The sequence below is a fragment of the Cupriavidus sp. WS genome (assembly GCF_000395345.1).
GTDB classification, from domain to species: domain Bacteria; phylum Pseudomonadota; class Gammaproteobacteria; order Burkholderiales; family Burkholderiaceae; genus Cupriavidus; species Cupriavidus basilensis_B.
The window spans coordinates 22472-37077 of the sequence record NZ_AQPL01000044.1; the positions used below are offsets into that span (position 1 = coordinate 22472).

Annotated in this window: 13 protein-coding genes; 11 read left to right on the plus strand and 2 right to left on the minus strand. The window is 65.5% G+C overall.

All coding sequences use genetic code 11. The features are described 5' to 3' along the window. Nucleotides 1-139 precede the first annotated feature (139 nt). The 4 genes from phaC (at nucleotide 140) to phaR (ending at nucleotide 5020) form a co-directional block, all read left to right on the plus strand. Nucleotides 140-1963 (plus strand): class I poly(R)-hydroxyalkanoic acid synthase, encoded by a 1824-nt coding sequence (gene phaC, locus K206_RS0104535; RefSeq protein WP_029043225.1) that lies wholly within the window; start codon nucleotides 140-142, stop codon nucleotides 1961-1963. Between the two features lie 76 nt (nucleotides 1964-2039). Beyond that, complete coding sequence (locus tag K206_RS0104540) at nucleotides 2040-3221, plus strand: acetyl-CoA C-acetyltransferase (RefSeq protein ID WP_020201226.1); 1182 nt, start codon at nucleotides 2040-2042, stop codon at nucleotides 3219-3221. A 142-nt stretch (nucleotides 3222-3363) separates the two neighbouring features. After that, entirely contained in the window at nucleotides 3364-4104 is a 741-nt protein-coding gene (locus K206_RS0104545) for a 3-ketoacyl-ACP reductase (RefSeq protein ID WP_029043226.1), read from the plus strand. A 364-nt stretch (nucleotides 4105-4468) separates the two neighbouring features. Then, nucleotides 4469-5020: a polyhydroxyalkanoate synthesis repressor PhaR gene (phaR, locus tag K206_RS0104550; protein ID WP_017229831.1), complete on the plus strand. Its 552-nt coding sequence runs from the start codon at nucleotides 4469-4471 to the stop codon at nucleotides 5018-5020. A 100-nt stretch (nucleotides 5021-5120) separates the two neighbouring features. On the opposite strand, the gene K206_RS0104555 is transcribed toward phaR, so the two are convergent. Both K206_RS0104555 and K206_RS0104560 read right to left on the minus strand, forming a co-directional pair. Then, nucleotides 5121-5411 carry an addiction module antidote protein gene (locus K206_RS0104555; RefSeq protein ID WP_029043227.1) on the minus strand — a complete coding sequence of 97 codons (291 nt, stop codon included), beginning with the start codon at nucleotides 5409-5411 and terminating at the stop codon, nucleotides 5121-5123. 3 nt (nucleotides 5412-5414) lie between these two features. Beyond that, nucleotides 5415-5714, minus strand: a complete 300-nt coding sequence (locus tag K206_RS0104560; RefSeq protein WP_020201229.1) for a type II toxin-antitoxin system RelE/ParE family toxin — start codon at nucleotides 5712-5714, stop codon at nucleotides 5415-5417. Between the two features lie 316 nt (nucleotides 5715-6030). Here K206_RS0104560 and K206_RS0104565 point away from each other — a divergent pair, with 316 nt between their 5' ends. The 7 genes from K206_RS0104565 to K206_RS0104585 all read left to right on the plus strand — a co-directional run bounded on the left by K206_RS0104565 (nucleotide 6031) and on the right by K206_RS0104585 (nucleotide 14579). After that, on the plus strand, nucleotides 6031-7008 hold the full coding sequence (locus tag K206_RS0104565) for a tRNA-dihydrouridine synthase (protein WP_029043229.1): 978 nt from the start codon (nucleotides 6031-6033) through the stop codon (nucleotides 7006-7008). A gap of 783 nt (nucleotides 7009-7791) precedes the next feature. Next, on the plus strand, nucleotides 7792-8787 hold the full coding sequence (locus K206_RS42610; RefSeq protein WP_155887942.1) for a lipid II-degrading bacteriocin: 996 nt from the start codon (nucleotides 7792-7794) through the stop codon (nucleotides 8785-8787). A gap of 80 nt (nucleotides 8788-8867) precedes the next feature. Continuing rightward, nucleotides 8868-9200: a hypothetical protein gene (locus K206_RS42615; RefSeq protein WP_155887943.1), complete on the plus strand. Its 333-nt coding sequence runs from the start codon at nucleotides 8868-8870 to the stop codon at nucleotides 9198-9200. Between the two features lie 742 nt (nucleotides 9201-9942). Next, on the plus strand, nucleotides 9943-11322 hold the full coding sequence (gene rimO / locus K206_RS0104570) for a 30S ribosomal protein S12 methylthiotransferase RimO (RefSeq protein ID WP_052165781.1): 1380 nt from the start codon (nucleotides 9943-9945) through the stop codon (nucleotides 11320-11322). 94 nt (nucleotides 11323-11416) lie between these two features. Then, nucleotides 11417-12601, plus strand: coding sequence for a beta-ketothiolase BktB (gene bktB, locus K206_RS0104575; protein WP_029043230.1), 1185 nt, complete (start codon nucleotides 11417-11419; stop codon nucleotides 12599-12601). A 76-nt stretch (nucleotides 12602-12677) separates the two neighbouring features. Then, nucleotides 12678-13235, plus strand: a complete 558-nt coding sequence (locus tag K206_RS0104580; protein WP_052165784.1) for a hypothetical protein — start codon at nucleotides 12678-12680, stop codon at nucleotides 13233-13235. Nucleotides 13236-13340: 105 nt separating this feature from the next. Then, entirely contained in the window at nucleotides 13341-14579 is a 1239-nt protein-coding gene (locus K206_RS0104585) for a cystathionine beta-lyase (RefSeq protein ID WP_029043232.1), read from the plus strand. Nucleotides 14580-14606 lie beyond the last annotated feature (27 nt).

A 14606-nucleotide genomic window follows, 5' to 3' on the forward strand; every position in this document is an offset into this window, starting at 1 on the left:
CCGGCAAGCATACCGCATGGCGCCACCAGCCGAGGGCGCCGGGGCGGGCCGGTCCCGGGGCTGGCGGCGGCGTAGCGCGCAGTGGCGGCACACCGTCCGGCCGGCCTTCAAATAAGTGACGGCAGAGAGACGAAACATCATGGCAACCGGCAAAGGTGCGGCAGCTTCCTCCAAGGAAGACAAGTCCCAACCGTTTTCATTTGCACCGGGGCCATTCGATCCAGCGGCATGGCTGGCATGGTCCCGTCAGGCGCAGGCCAACGGCAGTGGTAGCGGTAATGGCAGCGGCAACGGCGCGGCAATGCCCCAGGGCTTGCCCGGCATGCCGGGCATCCCCGGCTTCGAGGCGCTGGCCGGTTCCGCCGCGGCGGGCGTGAAGATCCCGCCCGACCAGCTTGCCGACATCCAGCAGCGCTACATGAAGGACTTCACCGAACTGTGGCGCCGCATGGCCGAGGGCGATGCCGGTCCCGCCCCGGTCCTGGGCGACCGCCGCTTCTCCGGCGAAGCCTGGCGCAGCAGCGCCGCGTTCCACTACGCGGCCGCGTTCTACCTCATCAACGCGCGCGCCATGAACGAGCTGGCCGGCGCGGTCGAGGCCGACGCCAAGACGCGCCAGCGCATCCGCTTCGCGATCTCGCAGTGGGTCGACGCCATGTCGCCGGCCAACTTCCTCGCCACCAACCCGGAGGCGCAGCAGCGCCTGATCGAGTCGGGCGGCGAATCGCTGCGCGCCGGCGTGCGCAACATGCTGGACGACCTCGGCCGCGGCAAGATCTCGCAGACCGACGACTCCGCCTTCGAGGTGGGCCGCAACGTGGCCGTCACCGAAGGCGCGGTGGTCTACGAGAACACCTACTTCCAGCTGCTGCAGTACAAGGCCACCACCAGCAAGGTGTTCGCGCGCCCGCTGCTGCTGGTGCCGCCCTGCATCAACAAGTACTACATCCTCGACCTGCAGCCCGAAAGCTCGCTGGTCAACTACATGGTGGGGCAGGGCCACACGGTCTACGTGGTGTCGTGGCGCAACCCGGACGCCTCGATGGCGGAGCTGGGCTGGGACGACTACATCGAGCACGCGGCGATCCGCGCGATCGAGGTCGTGCGCGAGATCAGCGGCCAGGACAAGATCAACCTGCTCGGCTTCTGCGTGGGCGGCACCATCGCCGCCACCGCGCTGGCCGTGCTGGCCCACCGCGGCGAGCGCCCCGTGGCCAGCCTGACGCTGCTCACCACGCTGCTCGACTTCGCCGACACCGGCGTGTTGGACGTGTTCGTCGACGAGGCCCACGTGCAGTTGCGCGAGGCCACCCTCGGCGGCGCGGCGGGCGCGCCCTGCGCGCTGCTGCGCGGCGTGGAGCTGGCCAACACGTTCTCGTTCCTGCGCCCCAACGACCTGGTGTGGAACTACGTCGTCGACAACTACCTGAAGGGCAACACGCCGGTGCCGTTCGACCTGCTGTTCTGGAACGGCGACGCCACCAACCTGCCGGGCCCGTGGTACTGCTGGTACCTGCGCCACACCTACCTGCAGAACGAACTGAAGGTGCCGGGCCGGCTGACCGTGTGCAACGCGCCGGTGGACCTGGGCAGCATCGACGTGCCGACCTATGTCTACGGCTCGCGCGAGGACCACATCGTGCCGTGGATGTCGTCCTACGCCTCGACCGCGCTGCTCGAGAACAAGGTGCGCTTCGTGCTCGGCGCGTCCGGCCACATCGCCGGCGTGATCAATCCGCCGGCCAAGAACAAGCGCAGCCACTGGATCAACGACAAGATCGCAGACTCCGCGCAGGCATGGCTGGACGGCGCGACCGAGCATCCCGGCAGCTGGTGGCCGGACTGGTCGGCGTGGCTGGCCAAACATGCCGGCGCGCGCAAGGCCGCGCCTGCGGACTACGGAAACAAGGACTACCGTGCCATCGAGCCTGCCCCCGGACGCTACGTCAAGGCCAGGGCATGAGACAGGTCCGGGCCGGCTGCCGCACGCGGCCGGCTGATTCACTTCCTACATGCAATTACCTCGAGAGGATCTCCCAATGACTGACATTGTCATCGTATCCGCTGCCCGTACCGCGGTTGGCAAGTTCGGCGGCTCGCTCGCCAAGATCCCGGCGCCCGAGCTGGGCGCCATCGTCATCAAGGCCGCGCTCGAGCGCGCCGGCGTCAAGCCCGAGCAGGTCAGCGAAGTGATCATGGGCCAGGTGCTCGCCGCCGGCTCCGGCCAGAACCCGGCGCGCCAGGCCTCGCTCAAGGCCGGCCTGCCGGTGATGGTGCCGGCCATGACCATCAACAAGGTGTGCGGCTCCGGCCTGAAGGCCGTGATGCTGGCCGCCAACGCCATCGCCGCCGGCGATGCCGAGATCGTGGTGGCGGGCGGCCAGGAAAACATGAGCGCCGCCCCGCACGTGCTGCCGGGCTCGCGCGACGGCTTCCGCATGGGCGACGCCAAGCTGGTCGACAGCATGATCGTGGACGGCCTGTGGGACGTCTATAACCAGTACCACATGGGCGTCACCGCCGAGAACGTGGCCAAGGAATACGGCATCACGCGCGAGGCCCAGGACGAATTCGCGGTCGGCTCGCAGAACAAGGCCGAGGCCGCGCAGAAGGCCGGCAGGTTCGCCGAGGAAATCGTGCCGGTGCCGATTCCCCAGCGCAAGGGCGACCCGGTGCTGTTCGCCACCGACGAATACGTGCGCCACGGCGTCACGCTGGACGGCCTGTCCGGCCTCAAGCCCGCCTTCGACAAGGCCGGCACGGTGACGGCGGCCAACGCCTCGGGCCTGAACGACGGCGCCGCCGCCGTGGTGGTGATGTCCGCCGCCAAGGCCAAGGAGCTCGGCCTGACCCCGCTGGCCACCATCCGCGCCTACGGCACCGCCGGCGTCGATCCCAAGGTGATGGGCATGGGCCCGGTGCCGGCCTCCAAGCGCTGCCTGTCGCGCGCCGGCTGGAGCGTCGGGGAGCTCGACCTGATGGAAATCAACGAAGCCTTCGCCGCGCAGGCCCTGGCCGTGCACCAGCAGATGGGCTGGGACACCTCCAAGGTCAACGTCAACGGCGGCGCCATCGCCATCGGCCACCCGATCGGCGCGTCCGGCTGCCGCGTGCTGGTCACGCTGCTGCACGAGATGAAGCGCCGCGACGCGAAGAAGGGCCTGGCCTCGCTGTGCATCGGCGGCGGCATGGGCGTGGCGCTGGCGGTGGAACGCCAGTAACAGAGCGCGAGCGGTGGAACGCCGGTAAGCAAAGCGATGGCCGGGCGCGGCATGCCGCGCCCGGCCGCTCAGAGGGGTGTGCCGGCGGCGAGATGGCTTTCCCGCCGCCGGCCTAATAACAACTAGCCATCAAGGAGTAGATATGACTCAGCGCATCGCATACGTAACGGGTGGCATGGGCGGCATCGGAACGGCCATCTGCCAACGCCTGGCCAAGGAAGGCTTCAAGGTGGTGGCGGGCTGCGGCCCCAATTCGCCGCGCCGCGAGAGGTGGCTCGAGCAGCAGAAGGCCCTGGGCTTCGATTTCGTCGCGTCCGAGGGCAACGTGGCCGACTGGGATTCGACCAAGGCCGCCTTCGACAAGGTCAAGGCCGAGGTCGGCGAGGTCGACGTCCTCATCAACAACGCCGGCATCACGCGCGACGTGGTGTTCCGCAAGATGACGCGCGCCGACTGGGACGCCGTGATCGACACCAACCTGACGTCGCTGTTCAACGTGACCAAGCAGGTCATCGACGGCATGGCCGACCGCGGTTTCGGCCGCATCATCAACATCTCGTCGGTCAACGGCCAGAAAGGCCAGTTCGGCCAGACCAACTACTCGACCGCCAAGGCGGGCCTGCACGGCTTCACGATGGCGCTGGCGCAGGAAGTGGCGACCAAGGGCGTGACCGTCAACACCGTGTCGCCGGGCTACATCGCCACCGACATGGTCAAGTCGATCCGCCAGGACGTGCTCGACAAGATCGTCGGCACGATTCCGGTCAAGCGCCTCGGCGGCCCGGAAGAAATCGCGTCGATCTGCGCGTGGCTGGCCTCGGACGAGTCGGGCTTCGCCACCGGCGCGGACTTCTCGCTCAACGGCGGCCTGCACATGGGCTGAGCGCGGGACCGCCTCGCTGCCGGGGCGGCCTGCCAGTGCCAGGGCCCTCTGCGGAGGGCCTTTTCTTTTCCGGCGCCGATATTGCGTTGCATTGCCCGCACCGCGTCAATGCTGCGCCGGAAACCGCGGCCTTCCCCCGGGAATTCCCGCAATCCATTGCCCCGTGCGGGTTTTCCTTAAACGCGCCGGCTTTCAATAGTGCCTTGTTGGGCATAGAATCAGGGCAGCGGCATGCCCGCACCAAAATAGATCATGCGTTGCAGGTCAACACGTTGTATCCCCCGCTGGCGGTTCCCCCGATTGCGCACCGCACAGCATGCGGTGCAGCAGCATGCAACAGCGACGATAAAAGGATAGAGCACCGATGGCTACCACCAAGAAAGGCGCAGAGCGACTGATCAAGAAGTATCCAAATCGCCGGCTCTACGACACGCAGACCAGCACCTACATCACGCTGGCGGACGTCAAGCAGCTCGTGATGGACACCGAGGATTTCAAGGTGATCGACGCCAAGTCCGGTGACGAGCTCACGCGCAGCATCCTGCTGCAGATCATCCTGGAAGAAGAGACCGGCGGCGTGCCGATGTTCTCCAGCGCGATGCTCTCGCAGATCATCCGCTTCTACGGCCATGCGATGCAGGGCATGATGGGCACCTACCTGGAGAAGAACATCCAGGCCTTCATCGACATCCAGAGCAAGCTGGCCGAGAACTCCAAGGGCCTGTACTCGGGCGAGCCGTTCAGCCCCGACATGTGGTCCCAGTTCATGAACATGCAGGGCCCGATGATGCAGGGGATGATGAGCAACTACATCGAGCAGAGCAAGAACCTGTTCGTGCAGATGCAGGAACAGATGCAGAGCCAGGCCAAGAACATGTTCGGCACGTTCCCGTTCAATCAGCCGGAGAAGAAGTAGGGCGGGTGCCTGCCGGCTGGCCTGCCACCATCTCCGCCCCGGCCACGGGCGGCAGGTTTTCGCGCAAGGGCTGGCCGGACGATCGTCGAAATGGCTGGCCTCAGGCCGGGCCGGCGTGCAGACGGATTCCCAGTGCGCGCATCACCTTCCAGATGGTGCTGAATTCGGGGTTGCCTTCGCCTGACAGGGAACGATAGAGGTTCTCGCGCGACAGCCCCGTGTCGCGCGCCAGCTTCGACATGCCCCGCGCCTTGGCGATGACGCCCAGCGCATGCGCGATGAAACTGGGATCGTCGCCGGCTTCGGCCAGGCAGGCCTCGAAATAGGCGACCATATCCTCGTCCGTTTTCAGGTGTTCGGCGGAGTCCCAGGGGCGAGTGGATTCTTTCATGGCTTACTCCAGGTCGAGACGTGCGGCGATGGCATGGGCTTTGTCGATGTCGGCCTGCTGTGTCGCCTTGTCTCCGCCGCATAGCAGGATCACGAGCACCGCGCCGCGTTGCTGAAAATAGACTCTGTAACCGGGCCCGTGGTCGATGCGCATTTCGCTGATGCCGCCGCCGACAGGCTTGGCATCGCCGGGGTTTCCGTGCTCCAGGCGGTCGATGCGGACCTGTATGCGGATCCGGGCCTGCCGGTCGCGCAGCCCGGCGAACCAGGCGTCGAAGGTGGTCGTGGTCCGGATCTCGAACATGGCCAGACTGTAGCGTATGCGCTACGATCTCGCAACGGCTCCCCGCGGCCCGCGCCGAAGTCCGCCGCCGGGGGATCGGTTAGAATCACGCCGGTCCGGGCAGCGCCAGCAACGATCGCGGCGGCTGCCTCTCCCGAATGTGGCGATTCATCTGCGTGATCGTCCGCGCAGCGCCAATCCCGATGCCCTCCGAAATCCAAGCCATTCCCGCAGCACATGCCGCCCAGGCCGAGCCCGTCCAGGCGCCCGGTTTCGCGTTTTCCGCGGCGCCGGCGTATCGCCGGGGCAAGGGCAGCGGCTGCGCGCCCACTCCCGCATGAGCCGGCTCTTCCTCGCCCCGATGGAAGGGCTTGCCGACTACGTCCTGCGCGACGTGCTGACCGCCGCGGGCGGCTATGACGGGTGCGTCTCCGAGTTCGTCCGGGTGACGGGCTCGCTGCTGCCCGGGCGCGTCTACGAGCGGGACACGCCCGAGGTGTTGCACGGCGCCCGCACGCCCGGCGGCACGCCGATGGTGATCCAGTTGCTCGGCAGCGATCCCGAATGGCTGGCGCGGAATGCCGCCCAGGCCGCGGCGCTGTCGCCGCACGGCCTCGACCTCAACTTCGGCTGTCCCGCGAAGGTCGTCAACCGGCACGGCGGAGGGGCCATGCTGCTGGCGGACCCCGGCCTGCTCAACCGCATCGTGTCGTCGGTCCGCGCCGCGGTGCCCGCCGGCATCGCCGTGACCGCCAAGATGCGGCTGGGCGTGTCCGACACCTCGCTGGCCATCGACTGCGCCACCGCGCTGGCCGAAGGCGGCGCGGCCTCCATCGTCGTGCATGCCCGCACGCGCGACCACGGCTACCGGCCCCCGGCCCACTGGGAATGGATCGCTCGCATCGATGACGCGGTGGACGTGCCCGTCATCGCCAACGGCGACGTCTGGACCGTGGACGACTGGGAGCGATGCCGGGCCGTGAGCGGCTGCGCCGACGTGATGATCGGGCGCGGCGCCGTGTCCGATCCCTTCCTGGCCCTGCGCATACGCGGGCGCATGGAGCGCTCGCCCTGCGGCGAGGAATGGCCGCTGGTGCTCCGCCATATCGCCGACTACCTGAAGAAACTGCAGGACCGCATCGCCTCCTGCCATGAGCACGGCCGCGTCAAGCTGTGGCTCAGCTACCTGAAGCGGACCTGGCCGCAGGCCGCCGAACTGCATGACGCGATCCGGCGCATGCAGGATTCGAGGGAAATACGTGGGGTGATAGAAAATGCTGTGGCGCCCTTGCCAGCATCGTCATCGCTAAAGTGATGTTTGCTTAGTATTTCTCCCCATAGCATAGTCTCGCCGTCATTCCGATTCGAACCCCTGATATTGCGGAGCGAGTTCGCTTTCCATCAGCCGTTCGACACTGTCCGCAATGCTCTCACTCCCACAGCCTGCGTGTCAGCTCACTACTGTCACGGCGCCGTCCCGCCTCCAGCACGACGCTAGCTAACTACCTCCGGCGTCACATAGGCGGAGCGTTACTGCAGCACTCTGGATGTCAGCGTGTGCTCAGCAACCCAAAAGCGGCACCTAGTGAGTGCGGAAGAATCCATCGGGTGCCAAGACTGTTCTCTGTGATCTTATCGACTCAGGGCGCTGAGATTTTTGTGAACTTCGGAATATACCTAGGTTTTTTCCGAAATCAAATTGCCGTTGAATTGGTTCCATAAAAATAATTAATTCATATTTAATTCCGGTAACAAAAATAAGATGATCGGATTAGGAGTTGGCCGATTTTATCGCGATTGCAGAATCGGTATGCTGCCCCATTGTGCCCGGCTGTCTCTTGTTAATCCATGACTGGAGATGCCATTGTTGACTCGATTGGGGATAAAGAGAGTCAAGAAAGTCAAGAGAGGCGCGTGGTTGGAGTGGAGAGGCCAGTCCGTCGCGTTGCGCGCGTCGGAGCGAAGAGATTTTTCCTAGCTCGGGTCGGGCGACGTGAACAGGCAGCCTCTGCTTGTTCAGTGGGTTCATGCCTGTCAAGGTGGATTTAGACGGATTTTTGTTTCTCTATACCGAATTCAATTATTGCTGAGAAATTTCATGTCAATTGATATTGGTACTCTCCCGACCGTCACGGTCTATGCAAATCCGCCACAAGGTGATCCATTTTGGGGTACTGGTAGCAGCGGTACCTCGCCCGTCATGCCACCCCCGGGTTCGCCTCCTACTAATCCGGCGCAGTTGGCCTACGGCTTAATGTACAACGGCGTGAAGGTTTTTGACCAGGCCCAATTGGGTAACCCTCAAGGCGTCCTTGAGGAATTCTGCAAGGGCTTGAGTGGCCGACCTGGTCCCTTTGCGTGGGGGCAGATTCGCTCGTGGGGCGAGTTTACTGATCACATGGCGGCTCACTCGCTGGATATCGTTGGTGGTTCGCAATATGGTCTGACATTGGAGCAGGCCATGCGCCCAAATTTCGTGGCCGAACTCGCGGGGTTGTATCAATGGCAGGCAAATGGCCGCTTGACCTCAGCGGATCCAGGGCGAAGCTGGTATGGTAATCCGCTGCTACCAATCAAGGCGTTGTGGCACTGGATTGACGGTGGTGGCCAGAGCGTGCGCGTCCCGGTCGAAGGTCTGCAGCTTTCTCTCGCACTCGATAGAATTCATGGTGATTTCAAAGCCCTTGTGCAATTGAACCGCACACCCGGTCAATATGCCATCAACGTGCCCTTTTCATACAATACCTTCGAGCCAATGCTGCAGAATGGTTGGGTCGGCGGTACGCTTGGTCGGGTTTCCGGTCGAATCGACGGCATCGTAACCGTTACGGAAAACGGTCACTATTCGTTCAGGGGGCACTACACCCTGAATCCGGATCGCTACGATGCGGACCCGAATGTGCGCAAATTTTATCAGGAGGCTCTGACTACCTTCCTTCGCTGGATTGGCGATACCTTTGGCCATACTGACTACACCATCGAATTCACTGGAGCCGCTCCGCTCGAATTCGATGGTCCTTTGAGTAACCAATCGATGCCGCTGATCAAGTATCCCACACCGAAGGATCCCCCGCTCGGTCCTGGTAAGAAATAGAGAAGCAAAAGTTCTTCTTCGGGGGGGGTATTATTTTATTTGTTTATTTTATACTTATGTGGATAATTTATTTATAGTAAATGAAAATAATATTGAAAATATTAAATCGGATGGGGGTTGCTCTTGTCGGTGTCCTGGTTGCTGCTGTGTTGGCGATCTTCTTGGTCCCATTTGTAATAGGGTTGCGCCACTATGATGGTAATACGGGGACTTGCCCAGATGCGACTCCGCAGTTTTATGAATCAGCCGTACGCGATTATTTTATCCGCAACGGAAAAGGAGCTGACGATATCGAATTTGTCCCCGGCTCGGTGTATGACTCCACGCTGTCGAGCATTGCATTCCGCAAAGGCGGGCAGAAATACTTGGCATTGGTGGACTGCAAGGGAGGGCTGGAACTGAGCCTGCAATAGAGGGTATCGGTGAGGAGGCGCATAAGGGGCTGCATATCCGCCGACGGCTGACGTCGGCATGAGTGAACTGAGATAGTGGACCAGTGGACCCTGTCCCGATTACGGGCTCCCTGACGAGCGTGAGGCAGAAAAGCAATGTGCATATGGCATTGGAGCCGGGCAACCGCCCCTCGGCAAACATGCTGCTTGTGGCTGCCCGATCTGGCCATAGTTCGGTACGGCAAGAACAAAAAAGGAACCGGCGCTCGCTGATATGGCATTGGCATAATGTTAATTAAGAGTAGCTTTTCGTAGGGACTGGCAAGCGATCTGTCGCAGGTGCAAGAGCAGTCACCAGCTTGGTGGCTGCCGTCGAAGTGGAGTCTCGAACGATTTCAGCTGTTCGCAAGTGGGAGGGTGGGTGCACGGCCTCACGGCCGTGAGGCTCTAGAAGCCGTTTCAAGAAGATCCTGGCATCGTTGCGCGGCACGGCAAGTACCACTTGTACTGTCTGCGGCCGCACCCTTGCAGGGCGCGTCGCTGCGCAGGCGGATCACCGAATTCCCTGCTCGGCCTTAGCCAGGACCGCTTCGCTCCATTTTGAAACGACTTCTTAGGCGTCAAATGGGGAGAGACTTCGGGTGAATGGAGATGTGTGGCCTTAGCCGCCGGCAAACGCCGGCGAACGGTTAAAATGCGCGATTGGCTTCGTACGGCCCGGCGGCCATGTCCCGCCCGGCCCGCCCCACATCTGGAAGTAACCGTGAAAAACCCTGCAGAATCAACGACCAACAAAGACCGTATTCCGAATGTGGGGTTCGTCAGCCTGGGCTGCCCGAAAGCCCTGGTCGACTCCGAGCAGATCATCACCCAGCTGCGCGCCGAGGGCTACGCCATCAGCGGCACCTACGACGGCGCGGACCTGGTGGTGGTCAATACCTGCGGCTTCATCGACGAGGCGGTGCAGGAGAGCCTGGACGCCATCGGCGAGGCGCTGACCGAGAACGGCAAGGTCATCGTGACCGGCTGCCTGGGCGCGAAGAAGAACGCCAATGGCGAGGACATGATTACCTCGGTGCATCCCAAGGTGCTGGCCGTGACCGGCCCGCACGCGCTGGGCGAGGTGATGCAGGCGGTGCACGCGCACCTGCCCAAGCCGCACGATCCGTTTACCGACCTGGTGCCGCCGGCCGGCATCAAGCTCACGCCCAAGCATTACGCCTACCTGAAGATCTCCGAGGGCTGCAATCATCGCTGCTCGTTCTGCATCATCCCGTCGATGCGCGGCGACCTAGTGTCGCGCCCGGTGGCGGAGGTCATGCTGGAGGCGGAGAACCTGTTCAAGTCGGGCGTCAAGGAGCTGCTGGTGATCTCGCAGGACACCAGCGCCTACGGTGTGGACGTGAAGTACCGCACCGGCTTCTGGGACGGCCGCCCGCTCAAGACGCGCATGACCGAGCTGGTGGCGGCGCTGGGCGAACTGGCGAGCCGCTACGGCGCCTGGGTGCGCCTGCACTATGTGTACCCGTACCCGCACGTGGACGAGATCATTCCGCTGATGTCGCAGGGCCACGTGCTGCCTTACCTGGACGTGCCGCTGCAGCACGCGCACCCGGACGTGCTCAAGCGCATGAAGCGCCCGGCCAATGCCGAGAAAACGATGGACCGCATCCGCGCGTGGCGCGAGATCTGCCCGGAGCTGACCATCCGCAGCACCTTCATCGCCGGCTTCCCCGGCGAGACCGAGGCGGAGTTCCAGACGCTGCTGGACTTCATCGCCGAGGCTGAACTGGACCGCGTGGGCTGCTTCGCCTATTCGCCGGTGGACGGCGCCACCGCCAACGACCTGCCGGGCGCCTTGCCGGACGAGGTGCGCGAGGAGCGCCGCGCGCGCTTCATGGAGGTGGCGGAGGCAGTCTCGGCGCGCCGCCTGCAGCGCAAGGTGGGGCAGACGCTGCGCGTGCTGGTGGACGAGGTCAACCAGGACGGCGGCATCGGCCGCTCGGCCGCGGATGCGCCGGAGATCGACGGGCTGGTCTATATCGATCCGCCGGCGGGCGCGGGGCAGCGCTACAAGGTCGGCGAGTTCGTCGAGGTCAAGATCACCGGCGCCGACGGCCACGACCTGTGGGGCGAGGTCTGACCCGCCCGGCGAGGCTTAGGTAAAAGTACGGTCGTTCGTTTTGCCCGGCGCGCCGCTATACTGTGCGCTGCAACATCAGCCCAGGAGACACAAGATGACACGTGAAGTGGTGGTGGTGAGCGGCGTCCGGACCGCGATCGGTACCTTCGGCGGCAGCCTGAAGGATTTTTCCCCGACCCAGATGGGCGCCCTGGTCGTGCGCGAGGCCTTGTCCCGCGCGCAGGTCGGCGGCGACGAGGTCGGCCACGTGGTGTTCGGCAACGTCATCCAGACCGAGCCGCGCGACATGTACCTGTCGCGCGTGGCGGCGGTGGAGGGCGGCGTGAGCATCGACGCGCCCGCGCTGACGGTCAACCGCCTGTGCGGCTCGGGCCTGCAGGCCATCGTGAGCGCCGCGCAGACCATCCTGCTGGGCGACACCGACGTGGCCATCGGCGGCGGCGCCGAGAGCATGAGCCGCGCGCCGTACCTGGCGCAGTCGGCCCGCTGGGGCGCGCGCATGGGCGACGCCAAGCTGCTCGACATGATGCTCGGCGCGCTGCACGACCCGTTCCACAGCATCCACATGGGCGTGACGGCGGAGAACGTGGCCAAGGAATACGACATCAGCCGCGGCCAGCAGGACGAGACCGCGCTGGAGTCGCACCGCCGCGCCTCGGCGGCCATCCGCGCCGGCCACTTCAAGGACCAGATCCTGCCGGTCACGCTCAAGTCCCGCAAGGGCGACGTGACCTTCGACACCGACGAGCACGTGCGCCACGACGTCACCATCGACGACATGGCCAAGCTCAAGCCGGTCTTCGTCAAGGAAAACGGCACCGTCACCGCGGGCAATGCCTCGGGCCTGAACGACGCCGCCGCGGCCGTGGTGCTGATGGAGCGCGGCGTGGCCGAGAAGCGCGGCCTCAAGCCGCTGGCGCGCCTGGTGTCCTACGCGCACGCCGGCGTGGACCCGAAGACGATGGGCATCGGCCCGGTGCCGGCCACGAAGAAGGCGCTGGCGCGCGCCGGCCTGAGCGTGGCGGACCTCGACGTGATCGAAGCCAACGAGGCGTTCGCCGCGCAGGCCTGCGCCGTGACCAAGGCGCTCGGCCTCGATCCGGCCAAGGTCAACCCGAACGGCTCCGGCATCTCGCTCGGCCACCCGATCGGCGCCACCGGCGCGCTGATCACGGTCAAGGCGCTGTACGAGCTGCAGCGCGTGCAGGGCCGCTATGCGCTGGTGACGATGTGCATCGGCGGCGGCCAGGGCATCGCGGCCATCTTCGAGCGCATCTGAGGCAGCGGCAGTGCGTCGTCCCGCGAACCGATCGTTCCGCGCCCGGCTGCCGCTGGCGGCCGGCGTGGCCGCGGCCATGCTGGCCGGCGCCGCGCTGGCCGCCGGCGGCACCGAGCTGTCCACGGCGCCGCCGGCTGGCGACGGCAAGGGCTTCGGCATCAACCAGGCGATCCGCGACGGCGAGGCGAAGCGCGGCGCGCAGCTTTCCACGGGCGCGCCCCGGCCACTCGCGCCGCGCCCCGAATACGCGTCGCTGCCGGTCTATGTGGGCACGCTGGGCGACCAGCCGGTGCGCCTGCGCATCGGCCCCAAGCCGGACGAGCGCGACAGCGTGCACGGCGAATACAGCGCGGGCGGCGGCGGCGTGCGCCTGCTGGCCGGCGAATACGAGAACGGCGGCTTCCTGATGGAAGAATCCAGCGACGGCACCCACGTGACCGGCAACTGGGAGGGCGCCATCGACGCCACCGGCGCGGTGCGCGGCAACTGGACCGACCCGGCCAACCCGGCCATCGTGCTGCCTTTCATGATCCGGCCGCTCGGCGTGCTGGTGATCCCGCCGTTCGACATGAGGCCCGGCAGCGGCATCACCTACGCGCCGCCGCCGCCGAAGTCGTCGATCTCCGACCACTAGCCAGCCGGGCGCGGGCGGAGGCGAAGAAGGCACCCCGGGCCAACGCGCGCCGGAATGCTGGTAAGCTCGAATGCTTATCGAGTCATCGCCAGACAAGGAACCATCGTGTCCGACCGCCAGCCGCCGGAGCCCTCCGCTTCTCAGCCCGCTCCCCAACCCGCCTTCCTGCAAACCGTGGCCGTCCAGCCGGAGCTGGACCTCGCGCCCGGCTTCGCCTCGTTCTCGCCGCCCACGCACCGGGGCTCCACCGTGGTCTTCCGCAACCTCGCGGAGCTGCGCGCGCACGGCGACGGCGCCACCACCTACTGGCGCTACGGCCTGCACGCCACGCCCACCAGCGAGGCGCTGTGCCAGCATCTGGCGCTGATCGAGGGCGCGCGCCACACGCTGCTGCTGCCGTCCGGCCTGGCGGCGATCTCGCAGGTGTATTTCGCGCTGGTCAAGTCGGGCGACGACGTGCTGGTGCCCGACAACGTCTACGGCCCCAACCGCGAGCACGGCGAATGGCTGGCGCGCGATTTCGGCGTGTCGGTGCGCTACTACGACCCGATGATCGGCGCCGGCATCGCGGGCCTGATCCGCCAGAACACGAAGCTGATCTGGATGGAGTCGCCCGGCTCGGTGACGATGGAAATCCCCGACACCGAAGCCATCGTGGCCGCGGCGCGCGCGCGCGGCGTGCTCACCGCCATCGACAATACCTGGTCGGCCGGCGTGTATTTCCGGCCGTTCGACAAGGGCATCGACATCTCGGTGCAGGCGCTGACCAAGTACCAGTCGGGCGGCAGCGACGTGCTGATGGGTGCGGTGCTGACCCGCGACGACAAGCTCCACGACCGCATCAGGCGCTCCCGCATGCTGATGGGCTGGGGCGTGTCCGCCGACGATTGCTACCTGGTGCTGCGCTCGCTGCCGAGCATGCCGGTGCGGCTGGCCGCGCACGACCGCGCCGCGCGCGAGGTGGCCGAATGGCTGTGCCGGCGCCCGGAAGTGGCCAAGGTTCTGCACCCGGCGCTGCCCGACTGCCCGGGGCACGAGTTCTGGCGGCGCGACTTCACCGGCGCCAGCGGCCTGTTCTCGATCGTGCTGCGCGAGCGCTACACGCGCGCGCAGGTCGACGCCTTCGTCGAGGCGCTGCGCCTGTTCGCCATCGGCTGGTCCTGGGGTGGCGCGCACAGCCTGGCGGTGCCGTACCACGTGCAGACCATGCGGCCGGCGGGCAGCTGGCCGCCGGCCGGCTGGGAAGGCACGGGCGAGCTGGTACGCCTGTACATCGGCCTGGAGGACACGCGCGACCTGATCGCCGACCTGCGCGCGGGGATGGAAGCGACGCTGCGCGCCTGAGTCCGGCGCGCATGCGAAAACGGCCCC